Genomic DNA, 13,173 nt, shown 5'->3' on the forward strand with positions numbered 1-13,173 from the left:
GATCCGCTCCCCTTCTCCTGTGTCCGCTGTCAGCGAGCGCTGAAGAACCCCGCGCTACAGCCCCTGGGCGACCGGAGGCTCGGGCTGCTGCGGCTCCTGCGGGACCGCCGGGATCGCCCCGGTCTCGTCCGCGCCCGCGGCGAGCAGCTCCAGGCGCAGGGCGCGGCGCGCGCGCTGCTGCTCCGGGTCCGGGAGCGGCACCGCGGCGAGCAGGCGCTGCGTGTACGGCTCCTTCGGGTAGCGGAGGATCTCATCCCGCGTGCCGACCTCGACCAGGCGGCCGTGGTGCATGACCGCGATGCGGTCGGCGAGCACGTCGATGACGGCCAGGTCGTGGGTGATGAACAGGCAGGCGAAGTTCATCTCCTTCTGGAGCGTCTGCATCAGCTCCAGCACACGGGCCTGCACCGACACGTCGAGCGCGCTCGTCGGCTCGTCGGCGATCAGCACCTGCGGCTTCAGCGACAGGGCGCGGGCGATGCCCACGCGCTGCTTCTGGCCGCCGGAGAGCTCGTGCGGGAACCGGCTGCGGTACGCGCGCGGCAGCTCGACGCTGTCGAGCAGGCGGTCGACCTCCTTGGAGAGGTCGGCGCCCTTCAGCCCTTTAGCGAGGCGCAGCGGCTCGCCGATCGAGTCGGAGATCTGGAGGCGCGGGTTCAGCGACGACGACGGGTCCTGGAACACGATGCCGACGTTGCGGTGCAGCTTGCGGATCTCGTCGCGGCTGGGCTTGCTGATGTCCTGCCCGGCCACCACCAGCTGGCCGGAGTGGATGGGCAGCAGTCCGATCGCGGCGCGGCCGAGCGTGGTCTTGCCCGAGCCCGACTCGCCCACCAGGCCGACGACCTCGCCCTCGTGGATCTTCAGGTCGATGTCGCTCGCCGCGCGGAACGCGGGGACGCGTCCGTGCTTCGGGTACTCGATCGCGACGTTCCGGAAGTCGACGACGACCGGCCGCTTGTCCATCTCGGCCTTCTCGTGCTCCGCCTGCGCGGCGCGCTCGTTGGCCCGGATGCGCTCGGCGAACGCGGCGTCGGGGTTCTCCGTGCCGGCGGCGAGGGCGGCCGTGGTGTCGATCTCCTCGTCCCCACGCTGCCCCAGGTGGGGCACGGCGTCGAGCAGGGCGATCGTGTACGGGTGCTGCGGGTTGCTGAAGACGTCCTTCACCGTTCCCGACTCGACGATGTCGCCCTTGCGCATGACCACGATGTTGTCGGCCAGGTCGGCGACGACGCCCATGTCGTGGGTGATCAGCAGGATGGCGCTGTCGAGCCGGTCGCGGAGGCTGCGCAGCAGCTCCAGGATCTCGGCCTGCACGGTCACGTCGAGCGCGGTGGTCGGCTCGTCGGCAATCAGCAGCTTCGGGTCGCACGAGATCGACTGCGCGATCATGGCGCGCTGCCGCTGACCGCCCGAGAGCTGGTGCGGGTAGGAGTTGTACGCCTTCTTCGGATCGGGCAGCTCGACCATGGCGAGCAGCTCGAGCGCGCGCTCCTTGGCCTCGTGCGGCGACATCCCGAAGTGGATGCGGAGCGTCTCGACGATCTGCGAGCCCACCGTGTAGACGGGGTTCAGCGCCGTCATCGGCTCCTGGAAGATGACGGCGACCTGGCGGCCGCGCACCCGGCGCATCTGCGGCTGGCTGAGGCCGGTCAGCTCGCGGCCGTCCAGCTTGATCGAGCCCTGCACGCGCGAGTTCTTCGGCAGCAGGTCGAGGATCGCCATCGAGCTCGCGCTCTTGCCCGAGCCGGACTCGCCCACGATGGCGAGCACCTCGCCCGCGCGGATCCGGTAGTCGAGATTCTTCGCGGCGGGCACCCACACGCCGTCCACACCGAAGTCGACGGAGAGGCCGTTCACCTCGAGGACGGGACCGCCGGTCGCGGTCGTCGTCCGAGCCGTGCTGGTCTCGGTCATGTCACTGGTTCCTTTCGGGGGCGTTCCGGGGGGATGAGAGCATGGAGCCATGCCCTACGTCTCCCCCGCCGAACGCGAGGTTTTCGTGTCCCGGTTCAACCGGGTCCTTGCCGTGCTGGTCTGGGCGGCTGCCGCCGCGCTGACCCTCGGCCTGCTGGTGAGCGTCCACGACGCCCGGCTGCTGTACATCGTGCCGCTGGTGCTGTTCGCCTTCGTCGCCTGGGCGATGCTGTGGCGCCCGAGCCTCACGGTCGGCGACGACGGCATCGAGGTGGTCAACGTGACGCTGAGCGCGCACATCCCGTGGGAGGCGCTGATCGCCGTCGACACCAAGTACGCGCTGACGCTGTACACGCCGGGCCGCAAGTTCCCGGTCTGGGCCGCACCCGCTCCCGGCACGACCCGCACGCTGCGCGCGACCCGTCAGGAGACCCGCGGACGCGTCGGCCGGCCGAGCGTCGAGCAGAGCCTGCGCCGCCCCGGCGACCTGCTGTCGACCGAGTCGGGCGCCGCCGCCGAGGTGGTGCGCCGACGCTGGACGGCGCTGCAGGACTCCGGCGCCATCGAGACCGGACGCGCGGACGAGACGCCCGTCGCGGTGCGCCCGCACTACGCATCGCTCGCCGTGCTGGTGCTGCTCGTGGCGGGCACCGTCGCCGCGCTGCTCCTGGCCTGAGACGGCCGGGAGCAGCACGGCGGGGCGGCGGGTCACAGCACGTCCTCCGCGAGGGCCGCTCCGGTCTTCGGGGTCCGGTCGTCGCCTTCGCCCTCCTCCGGCTCCTGTTCCCGCATCTTGCGCAGGTTGAACCGGCGGTGGCGCGGGTCGAAGGCGTCGCGCAGACCGTCGCCGACGAAGTTCACCAGCAGCGCGAGCGTCACGATGAACCCGCCCGGCCACCAGAACAGCCACGGGCGGGTCTGGAACGCGGACTGGTTCGAGCTGATCAGCAGGCCGAGCGAGACGTCCGGCGGCTGGATGCCGTAGCCGAGGTACGAGAGCGCGGTCTCGAGCAGGATGGCCGAGGCCATGATCAGGGTCGAGGCGACGATCACCACGCCGATGGCGTTCGGCAGGATGTGCTTGAAGATGATGCGCGAATCCGACGCTCCGGCGACGCGCGCCGCCTCCACGAACTCGCGCTCGCGGAGCGACAGGAACTCGCCGCGGACCAGTCGGGCGATGCCCATCCACGAGAAGAACCCGAGCATCAGGGCCAGGAAGAACGCACCGAGCCCGCCGAAGATGTGACCGACGACGGAGCCGATGACGAGCGCCGGAATGACGATGAAGACGTCCGTGATGCGCATCAGGATGGCGTCGACGACACCGCGGAAGTAGCCCGCGACCGCGCCGACCACGACACCCACGACGCTCGCGATCAGTCCGAGGACGATCATGACGAGCACCGAGTTCTGGATGCCGCGCATGGTGAGCGCGAAGTAGTCCTTGCCGATGCGGTCCTGGCCGAACGGGTGCTCCAGCGTGGGGGAACCCTGCTGCACCTGGTCGTTCAGTTCGCTGTAGTTGTACTTCCACCATCCGTGGATCGGCCCCAGCCCGATCGCGGAGATCGAGAACAGGATGATCAGGATGAACAGGATCGCGCTGGCGACGGCGATCTTGTTGGACCGGAAGCGTCGCCAGATGAGCTTCCCCTGGCTGACGGGCGGGGCGCTGGGCGCCTCCAGCTCGTCGGCGATGCGAGTCTGGTCGGCCATTATCGGACCCTCACTCTCGGGTCGAGTGCGGCGTAGGCGAGGTCTGCCAGGAAGTTGAACAGGATCGCCATCGCCGCGATCACCAGGAAGTACGCCATGACGGGGTTGAGGTCACCGCGGCTGAGGCCCAGGTTGAACAGCGAGCCCATGCCGGGGATCGCGAACACCTTCTCGGTGATGACCGCACCACCGAGCAGCGCGCCAACGTCGAACGCGACGAGGGTGGTGATCGGGATGAGCATGTTGCGGAACGCGTGGCGCACCACGACCGTCCGCTCCGGCAGGCCCTTGGCGCGCGCGGTGCGGATGAAGTCCTGGTTCAGCACCTCGAGCATCCCGGCCCGCGAGTAGCGGGTGTAGGAGGCGAACGAGATCAGGAGCAGGGCGATCGTCGGCAGCACCAGGTGCGTGAACGTGTCGAGCCCGGTGACCCACATGTCGCCCTCGAGGCCCGGCGTCGAGGAGCCGACGGTCGCGATCGGGCGGCCGTTCGTGTCCTGGAAGTACTGCGGCCAGGCCTGCATGAAGCGGTCCACGATGATGAGGAAGCCCGAGACGATCGTCACGATAACCGCGATGCGCATGTTCTGCCCGCGGTCGTAGCCGCCGACGAAGTAGCCGATGGCGAGGCTCACGATGATGGCGACGATCGCGAGGATCACGATCGTGCCGATCGTCGAGACGTCGAACAGCGGCTGCAGCGCGAAGTAGCAGACCAGGCTCACGGCACCGGCGATCGCCGCCGAGATCAGCGCCCGGCGGTTCTGCAGACCCGAGATCAGCGCGGTGGCGCCGATCACGGTCGCGGCGATCAGGATGATCATCACCACCGGGCCGAGGCCCGGCACCAGGAACCAGTTCATCGCCGACATCAGCAGCAGCACGCCCGCGGTCGCCACGGTCGCGATCGCGAACGTGATGAGCCGCCGGCGGCGGTCGCCGCCGATCAGCGATTGCCAGATGAGGCCGGCCACCACGCCGATGACCACGGCCACCCACCACGGGATGACCGGATGCGCCAGGAAGTTGTTGAAGCCGATGGCCACGAACTCCTTGAGCAGCACCGCCACGAGGAACGCCGGGAGGGAGTACAGGAAGAAGCTGAGGAACGTGACGACGTTGTCGAGTCCGCTGTACTGCCGCAGGGCGGTGACGATGCCGATGGTGACACCGAGGAGGATCGCGAGGATGAGAGCGAGCGTGACCAGCTGCACCGTCGACCCGAGGGCCTGCGGCAGGATGTCGGTCACCTTCGCGTTCGAGACGGTCGACCCGAGGTCGCAGGCGTTGGCGAACGGGATGAGGCACTTCGCAGCGCCGCCGAGCCAGAGCAGCCAGCGCAGCGGGGGCACCACATCCAATTGGAGGAGCTGGATGCGCGCGTTGATCAGCGCCGTCTTGTTGGGGGAATTGCTGCTTCGCAGGTCCTGGAGCGGGTCGGCGCTGTAGGCCACCAGCATGTACATCAGGAACGAAGCGGCGATGATGATGAGCACTGAGACGAGAAGGCGTCTCAGGATGAAACTCGCCATAGGTTCAAAACCTTCACTGACAGGACGCGCCGAACGGGGGTGCGGCGGAGGGGGTGCCGCCAGGCGCGTTTTCTTAGGGGCGGACGGGTCGCGTCCACCGACTACATGATACGGGGCGCCGGTACGAACCGACGCCCCGCCGCAGGAGAGTGCCCGGGGTTCACCCGGGCACTCTCACTTGCGGAGCTGTTACTTCGAGGAGGAGGACTTGACCGACCACTCCCAGAAGTTCCAGAACGGACCGTTCTGGTTGCCGTTGTACTTGACGTTCTGCACACGGTTCGTCGCGCCGAAGACACCCGGCAGCTGGAACAGCGGGAGGCCGTAGCCGTCCGTGAACGTCTGCTTGTCGATCTGGTACTCGATCTTCGTCAGAGCATCCTTGTCGAGGGTGGTCTGCGACTTGAGGGCCAGGTCGTTGGTGCCGGTGTAGCGGTTGTAGTTTCCGCCACCCTGCGAGGCGAACACCTGCGGCAGCTGCGAGGTGCCGGCGCCCGGGCTGATCCAGCCGAAGAGCGAGGCGTCGTAGTTGCCACCCGGGAGGAGCTTGCTCCAGTCGGGCGAGCCGGCGTCGACGACCTTGAAGCCGGCCTTGGCGGCCGAGGCCTGGATCGACTGGAACTCGTCGACACGGTTCGGGTTGTTCGTGTTGTACAGGATGCGCACGGTCGGGGTGGCACCGGCGAGCAGCTGCTTGGCGCCGTCGATGTCGACCTTGTCGTACTTGTCGGACCCGTTCTGCTTCACGCTGCCGTCGTACTGCTCCTGGTTCGGCAGGAAGATCTGCGAGTTCAGGACCTTGGCCTTCTTGTCGACCGGGGTGACGATCGAGTCGAGGATCTGCTGACGCGGGATGGTCTTGAGGAACGCCTCACGGACCTTCGGGTCGGAGAACACCTGCGAGCCGAAGTTCAGGTCGAGGTGGTCGTACGACGCCTGCGCACCCGTCAGGATCTTCGCACTGGTCTGCTTGAGCGCGGTGATCGTGTCGGCGGACGCCTGCGGGTTGATGATGTCGACCTCACCGTTCTGGAGAGCGGTGACCTGGGCGTTCGCGTCCGGGATGATGCGGAAGACGATCTTGTCCACGTTCGGCTTGAGACCGCCGGCGTAGTACTTGTTCGGCACCATGGTGAGCGACTGGCCCGGGGTCCACGACGAGACGACGAACGCGCCGGAGGAGACCAGCAGGTCCTTGTCGGTCGGGAACGCGGTGACGTCGTAGCCGGTGTTGACGAACTTGGCCGCCTTCTCCAGCGTCGGGTCGGCGGGCGCCGGGTTGGCCGGGTCGCCCTTCGGCAGGCCCTTGAGCAGCTTCGTCAGGTCGGCGGCCGAGGAGAGGCCCGCCTTCTTGGCGACGATGTGCGCGGGCTGCGCGATCGGGTTGACGAGCTCCCAGTCCACGTAGGGCGTGGCGTACTTGAGGGTGATCGTGCGGTTGTCGTTGCTGACCGTCGGGAAGTCGGTCGCGTCGATGCCGGCCGTCGAACCCGCGATCTGGAAGTACTGCGTGCCGCTGGTGACGTTGCCGTCGGCGTCGAACTTCGCCGAGTCGTAGTGACCCGAGGCGATCGCCCAGGCGAGGATCATGTCGTCAGCGGTGACCGGCTGGCCGTCGGACCACTTGTCGTCCTTGTTCAGCGTGTACTTGACGGTCAGCGGGTTGTCCGAGGTCTTCTCGAACTTGCCGAACTTGTCGTCGTGGACGATCTTGTAGTCGCTGTCGATGTACTGGAAACCGGTTCCGTACGAGCCGTTGAGGTAACCGACCTGGCCGTTGGTGTCCAGGTTGCCCTGCGGCGTCTGCGAGTTGAACGAGGTGAAGTCGTTGACGACCGCGACCGTCACGGTGCCGCCCTTGGCAGCCGACGAGGTGCTGGTGCTGCCGGACGTGGTGCAGGCAGACAGTGCGAGCGCTGCTACGCCTGCGACGGCGACCGCGCTGACCGCGTACCTCACCCTTCTTCCGTTGATGTGCAATGTTCCTCCTGTGCGAAGTGTGCGACGGTGCAGGCGTGCGAGAGTGCCTGTCCCGCGCGGGATAAGAATGACCCTAGGTATCGCCGCCAGCGATTGCAAAACAGCGCGGGAAAACGTTACATAGTGGTAACTCAGTCGACGGATTCCTGCACGAAGCGCACAAAAACGAGCGGAAAGCGCCGCCGAATGCAACGATCCCCTGTTCCGGCGGGCACCTGGCAGGATGCACGTATGAGCACCACAGCCACCTGGGCCGCTGAGATCCCCGTCGGCAGCCAGGCGCGCCCGCGGCTCTGGTGGGAGGTCGCCATCGTGCTCGGGCTGTCGCTCGGGCAGTCGGCGGTCTACTCCATCGTGACGATCATCGACCGCTCCACCCAGAGCACCCCGCTCGCGCAGCAGAAGGCGGAGGTGAACCCCGCGCAGTCGAGCCGCGAGGTGTTCGACTTCCTCTACCAGGTGCTCGGCAACCTGTTCCCGCTCTTCGCGGTCGCGCTCGTCATCTACCTGCTGTGGCAGCCGCAGCGCAGCGGCTTCCGGCGCATCGGGCTCGACCTGACCCGCCCGGCGCGCGACCTGGGCGGCGGCGCGCTGCTGTTCCTCGTGATCGGCGTGCCGGGCATTCTGTTCTACGCCCTGACCCGGGTGTTCGGGATCACGGTCACGGTGCAGGCGTCGACGCTCGACGCCCATTGGTGGACGGTGCCCGTCCTCATCCTGGCCGCCCTGCGCGCGGCGCTGCAGGAGGAGGTGATCGTCGTCGGTTACCTGTTCACGCGGCTGCGGCAGCTCGGCTGGGGCACGTGGACGATCATCCTGGCGGCGGCGGTGCTGCGCGGCAGCTACCACCTGTACCAGGGCTTCGGCCCCTTCGTCGGCAACGCCGTGATGGGGGTCGTCTTCGGCTGGTGCTACACCCGATGGGGACGCGTCGCGCCGCTCGTCGTCGCGCACACGATCATCGACATCGTCTCGTTCGTCGGCTATCCCCTCGCCGTCGCGTGGTGGCCGTCCATCTTCGCCTGACCCCCACCGTCGAGTCCGCGAAGTTTGCACGGATCGGTCGGGATTTCGTGCAAAGTTCGCGGACTCGACGGCGGGCGGACGACTAGCTCAGGCGAACGCCTCGGGCGGCGGGCAGGCGCAGAAGAGGTTGCGGTCGCCGTAGGCCTGGTCGATACGGCGCACCGGCGGCCAGTACTTGTCGCGGACGAGGGCGGGCACCGGGTAGACGGCCTGCTCCCGGCTGTAGGCGTGCGCCCAGTCGGAGGAGACGACCGACTCGGCGGTGTGCGGCGCGTTGCGGAGCGGGTTGTCGTCCGAGGGCCAGTCCCCTGCCGCGACGGCGTCCGCCTCGGCCCGGATCGCGACCATCGCCGCCACGAAGCGGTCGAGCTCCGCGAGGTCCTCGCTCTCGGTCGGCTCCACCATGAGGGTGCCGGCGACCGGGAACGACATGGTCGGGGCGTGGAAGCCGAAGTCGATGAGGCGCTTGGCGACGTCGTCGACGGTCACCCCGGTGCGCTCGGTGAGCGGACGCAGGTCGAGGATGCACTCGTGCGCGACGAGGCCGTCCTCCCCCGCGTAGAGCACCGGGAAGTGCTCGCGCAGGCGGGCAGCGACGTAGTTGGCCGCGAGCACCGCCGCGCCGGTCGTATCCTTCAGCCCCTCGGCGCCCATCATCCGGACGTACGCCCAGCTGATCGGGAGGATGCTCGGGCTGCCGTACGGCGCCGCCGAGACCGGGCCGCCGCCGTGCTCGACGCGGCCGCCGCCCGCCACCGGGTGCGTCGCATCCTGAGCGAGCGGATGCCCGGGCAGGAACGGCGCGAGGTGCGCCTTCGCCGCGACCGGTCCGACGCCGGGGCCGCCGCCGCCGTGCGGGATGCAGAACGTCTTGTGCAGGTTGAGGTGGCTGACGTCGCCGCCGAAGTCCCCGAAGCGGGCGTAGCCGAGCAGCGCGTTGAGGTTGGCTCCGTCGACGTAGACCTGGCCGCCCGCGTCGTGCACCGCCTGCGTGATGGCGACCACCTCGTGCTCGTACACGCCGTGCGTCGACGGGTAGGTGATCATCAGCGCGGCGAGGGTGTCGGCGTGCTGCTCGATCTTGGCGCGCAGGTCGTCGAGGTCGACGTTGCCCAGCTCGTCCGTCGCCACGACGACCACGCTCATACCGGCGAGCACCGCCGAGGCCGCGTTCGTGCCGTGGGCGGACTGCGGGATGAGACACACCGTCCGCTGCTCGTCGCCGCGCGAGCGGTGGTAGCCGCGGATGGCGAGGAGGCCGGCGAGCTCGCCCTGGCTGCCCGCGTTGGGCTGCAGCGAGACCGTGTCGTACCCGGTGACGTCGGCGAGCCACCGCTCCAGCTGGTCGATCAGCTCGAGCGAGCCGGCGACGTCCGAGGCGGGGGCGAAGGGATGCAGCGCCGCGAACTCGGGCCAGGTCACGGCCTCCATCTCGGTCGCCGCGTTGAGCTTCATGGTGCACGACCCCAGCGGGATCATGCCGCGGTCGAGGGCGTAGTCGCGGTCCTGCAGCAGGCGCAGGTAGCGCATCATCGCCGTCTCGGAGTGATGCGTGCTGAACACCGGATGCGTCAGGTACGCCGACTCGCGGGCGAGCCCCGGCGCGAAGGACGCGTCGGCCGGCAGGGCCGGTTCGAGGTCGCCCTCGACGGTCCCGCCGAGCACCTCGATCAGGTCCGCCAGGGGGAAGAAGCCGTCGCGCAGGTCGGCGGCGGACTCCTCGTCGACGCTGAGGGACACGAGGCCCGCGTCCGTGGCGTGCAGCAGCAGCCCGCGGTCGTGCGCCCGTGCGACGACCGTCGCCGCGTCATCCACCTCGACCTGGAGCGTGTCGAAGAACGACCGCGAGACGACCTCGACGCCGGATACGCGCAGCGCCTCGGCGACGGCGGCGGTCGACAGGTGCACCTGGCGGCCGATCGCGCGGAGGCCCGCCGGGCCGTGGTAGACGGCGTACATGGCCGCCATGACGGCGAGCAGCACCTGCGCGGTGCAGATGTTGGAGGTGGCCTTCTCACGGCGGATGTGCTGCTCACGCGTCTGCAGCGTCAGCCGGTAGGCGGGCTTGCCCACCGCATCCTGGGAGACACCGACGAGGCGGCCCGGGAGCTGGCGCTCCAGGCCCGTGCGGACGGCCATGTAGCCGGCGTGCGGTCCGCCGAAGCCCATCGGCACGCCGAAGCGCTGGCTGGTGCCGACCGCCACATCCGCTCCCAGCTCGCCGGGGGCGCGCAGCTGCGTCAGCGCGAGCAGGTCGGCGGCGGCGACCACGATCGCGCCGGCCTCCTTCGCCGTGCGGATGGCCGCGCTCGGGTCCCACACCCGGCCGGAGGCGCCGGGGTACTGGACGAACAGGCCGAAGGCGTCCGACAGCTCGGGCGAGTCGGCCGGAAGGCCCGCGAGGTCGAGCACCACGAGCTCGATGCCGACCGCCTCGGCGCGGTTGCGCAGCAGTGCGAGGGTCTGCGGGAACGTGTCCGCATCCACCACGAACCGCGTGGACTTCGCCTTGGACGCGCGTCGCGCCAGCAGCATCCCCTCGACCACCGCCGTGCCCTCGTCGAGCATCGACGCGTTCGCCGTGTCGAGGCCGGTCAGGTCGGAGACCATGGTCTGGAAGTTGATCAGGGCCTCCAGCCGGCCCTGCGAGATCTCCGGCTGGTAGGGCGTGTACGCCGTGTACCAGCCCGGGTTCTCGAGCACGTTCCGCTTGATGACCGCCGGGGTGATCGTGCCGTAGTAGCCGAGGCCGATCATGCTGCGGTTCACCGTGTTGCGGGAGGCCAGGGCGCGCAGCTCACGGAGGGCGGCGCGCTCGCCGAGGGGCTCGGGCAGCGCCGAGGCGCGGTCGTCGTCCACCCGGATGGAGTCGGGGACGGCGGCGTGGACGAGGTCCTCGACGGAGGCCCACTCGCGGGAGGCTGCGGCGCCGATGGCGGACAGCATGCTGCGCTGCGCGTCGCCGTCGGTGCCGATGTGACGCGTCGGGAAGAGGTCGGTCATGTGCGGGGTCGGGACCTTACTCGCCGGTGAGGGCGGCGTACTCGTCGAAGCTGAGGAGATTGTCGGGCAGCTCGGTGAAGCGGACCTTCACCAGCCAGCCGTCGCCGAACGGGTCGGAGTTGACGAGCTCGGGGGCGTCCACCACGGCGGAGTTCGCCTCGGCCACGACGCCGTCGACCGGCGCGAACAGCTCGCCGACCGACTTCGTCGACTCGATCTCGCCCACCACGCGGCCGGCCGTCACGTCGCTGCCCTCCTCCGGCAGCTCCACGAACACGACGTCGCCCAGCTTCTCGGCGGCGTACGAGGTGATGCCGACGGTCGCGACGTCGCCCTCGACCAGGAGCCACTCGTGCTCGGGCGTGTACTTCAGGTCTCGTTCTGCGGCCATGGCTAGCGCTTCTTTCTGCTGTAGAAGGGGAGGGCGGTGACGGTGAACGGAAGGCGCGTGCCGCGCACATCCACGTGGAGCACGGTGTTCTCGCGCGCGAACGGCGGGGCGACGTACGCCATCGCGATCGGCATGCCGAGCGTGGGAGACAGGGCGCCGGAGGTGACCACGCCGACCGCGGCATCCTCGCCGTTCGCGGCGTCCTTCGCGTAGACGGGGTAGCCGGCGCGGGCGGCGCGCTTTCCCTCGCCGGTCAGGCCGACGAGCACCCGGGACTCGGGATGCGGACCCTCCTCGCTGGCGGCGCGGCCGATGAAGTCGGTGTCCTTCGCCAGGTTGACGACGCGGCCGAGACCGGCCTGCGCCGGCATGGTGTCGAGGCCGAGCTCGTGGCCGTACAGCGGCATCCCGGCCTCCAGGCGCAGTGTGTCGCGGCTGGCGAGCCCGGCGGGCACGAGGCCCTGCTCGGTGCCCGCCTCGGTGAGGGCGTCCCACAGGGCGCGAGCGTTGTCCGGCGCCAGGTAGAGCTCGAAGCCGTCCTCGCCGGTGTAGCCGGTGCGGGCGATGAGCACGGGATGCGTCTGGAACAGCGCGGGCAGCGACCAGTAGTACTTGAGCGCGGAGAGGCGCTCGCCGAAGTCGTGGCCACCGAGGGCGCCGTCGTCGGCCGCGAGGCCGTCGGTGGCGAGCAGGATGGAGAGCGCGGCCGGGCCCTGCACGGCGATCAGCGCGATGTCGTCGGACTCGTCGAAGACCTCGACGTCGAAGGGCGACGTGCGCTCGCGCAGCTCCTGGGCCACCGCATCCCGGTTGGAGGCGTTCGCGACCACCATGTAGCGGTCCTCGCCGGTGCGGTAGACGACCAGGTCGTCGACGATGCCGCCCGAACGCGACAGCAGGAGGCTGTACTTGGCCTGGTCGATGGCGAGCGCCGACAGCTTGCCGGCGAGCGCGTAGTCGAGGGCCTGCCCCGCCTCCGGCCCGATCAGGACGATCTCGGCCATGTGCGACAGGTCGAAGAGGCCCGCGGCCGTGCGGACGGCGTGGTGCTCGGCCAGGTCGGACGAGTAGCGGACGGGCATCTGCCAGCCGGCGAAGTCGGTGAAGGATGCACCGGCGGCGGTGTGCGCGCCGTGCAGCGGCGAGGTGCGCTCGTCGGCTGCGGTGCCGTGCGCGTCGTCGCCGTTCTCGTGCTGGTCGCCGGTCGTGCTCTGCTGCGAGGTCATGAGTTCTCCGATTCGCCGGCCGTCGGCCGGGGGCTGCGGGGGCGCGATCGCTCCCGGGAAGAACTCCCCTCTGTCATCCGGCCTGAGAGTTTCACCGGGCGCCTGTCGGACGCCTCGGCTTTCACCGTGGGCGAGGGCGGCGGGATGCCGTCCTGCTTTTCAGAGTGGCCAGTCCGATGCGGTACGCGTACCTGAGAGATTGTCGGGGAGGATTGCTCCTTCGGTGCCGCCTGCTGACGCGCGCGGCTCTCCCGCATCGACCTCGTGGCCGTGTGTTCAGTTGTGTGCCGCCAGCATATCCGCTCCCGCCTCAGCCCGCGCACCCGGAGACCGCCAGATTCGTGACGAATGGTCGTCATCCCGGGCGCAGAGCAACCAT

Annotated in this window: 9 protein-coding genes and 2 riboswitches; of the genes, 2 read left to right on the top strand and 7 right to left on the bottom strand. The window is 69.3% G+C overall.

The features are described 5' to 3' along the window. Positions 1-54: 54 nt before the first annotated feature. A complete protein-coding gene (locus ACQ86M_RS08725; protein WP_431247749.1) occupies positions 55-1,917 on the bottom strand; it encodes an ABC transporter ATP-binding protein in 1,863 nt (620 codons plus the stop codon). 49 nt (positions 1,918-1,966) lie between these two features. Here ACQ86M_RS08725 and ACQ86M_RS08730 point away from each other — a divergent pair, with 49 nt between their 5' ends. Beyond that, on the top strand, positions 1,967-2,593 hold the full coding sequence (locus ACQ86M_RS08730; protein ID WP_431247750.1) for a PH domain-containing protein: 627 nt from the start codon (positions 1,967-1,969) through the stop codon (positions 2,591-2,593). A gap of 32 nt (positions 2,594-2,625) precedes the next feature. Here ACQ86M_RS08730 and ACQ86M_RS08735 read toward each other — a convergent pair whose 3' ends face one another. The 3 genes from ACQ86M_RS08735 to ACQ86M_RS08745 form a co-directional block, all read right to left on the bottom strand. Continuing rightward, on the bottom strand, positions 2,626-3,636 hold the full coding sequence (locus ACQ86M_RS08735) for an ABC transporter permease (RefSeq protein ID WP_431218333.1): 1,011 nt from the start codon (positions 3,634-3,636) through the stop codon (positions 2,626-2,628). Next, positions 3,636-5,168, bottom strand: a complete 1,533-nt coding sequence (locus tag ACQ86M_RS08740; RefSeq protein WP_431218334.1) for an ABC transporter permease — start codon at positions 5,166-5,168, stop codon at positions 3,636-3,638. The genes ACQ86M_RS08735 and ACQ86M_RS08740 overlap by 1 nt, the downstream gene beginning before the upstream one ends. A 189-nt stretch (positions 5,169-5,357) precedes the next feature. After that, entirely contained in the window at positions 5,358-7,148 is a 1,791-nt protein-coding gene (locus ACQ86M_RS08745; RefSeq protein ID WP_431218335.1) for an ABC transporter family substrate-binding protein, read from the bottom strand. Positions 7,149-7,379: 231 nt separating this feature from the next. Here ACQ86M_RS08745 and ACQ86M_RS08750 point away from each other — a divergent pair, with 231 nt between their 5' ends. Further along, a complete protein-coding gene (locus ACQ86M_RS08750; RefSeq protein ID WP_431247751.1) occupies positions 7,380-8,174 on the top strand; it encodes a CPBP family intramembrane glutamic endopeptidase in 795 nt (264 codons plus the stop codon). A gap of 87 nt (positions 8,175-8,261) precedes the next feature. Here the strand turns inward: ACQ86M_RS08750 and gcvP are convergent, their stop codons facing one another. Genes gcvP through gcvT form a run of 3 tightly spaced genes read right to left on the bottom strand, consistent with a single transcriptional unit; the run spans position 8,262 to position 12,794 of the window. Next, the gene (gcvP, locus tag ACQ86M_RS08755) at positions 8,262-11,177 is read right to left on the bottom strand and encodes an aminomethyl-transferring glycine dehydrogenase (RefSeq protein ID WP_431247752.1); all 2,916 of its coding nucleotides are present in this window, start codon (positions 11,175-11,177) and stop codon (positions 8,262-8,264) included. Between the two features lie 16 nt (positions 11,178-11,193). Further along, complete coding sequence (gene gcvH / locus ACQ86M_RS08760; RefSeq protein WP_431218339.1) at positions 11,194-11,568, bottom strand: glycine cleavage system protein GcvH; 375 nt, start codon at positions 11,566-11,568, stop codon at positions 11,194-11,196. A 2-nt stretch (positions 11,569-11,570) separates the two neighbouring features. Continuing rightward, positions 11,571-12,794 (bottom strand): glycine cleavage system aminomethyltransferase GcvT, encoded by a 1,224-nt coding sequence (gene gcvT, locus ACQ86M_RS08765; RefSeq protein ID WP_431247753.1) that lies wholly within the window; start codon positions 12,792-12,794, stop codon positions 11,571-11,573. Between the two features lie 65 nt (positions 12,795-12,859). Further along, positions 12,860-12,962, bottom strand: a riboswitch (glycine riboswitch). 1 nt (position 12,963) lies between these two features. Beyond that, a riboswitch (glycine riboswitch) is annotated at positions 12,964-13,058 on the bottom strand. Between the last annotated feature and the right edge of the window lie 115 nt (positions 13,059-13,173).

This window comes from Leifsonia xyli subsp. cynodontis (genome assembly GCF_050632205.1).
Taxonomy (GTDB): Bacteria; Actinomycetota; Actinomycetes; order Actinomycetales; family Microbacteriaceae; genus Leifsonia; species Leifsonia xyli_D.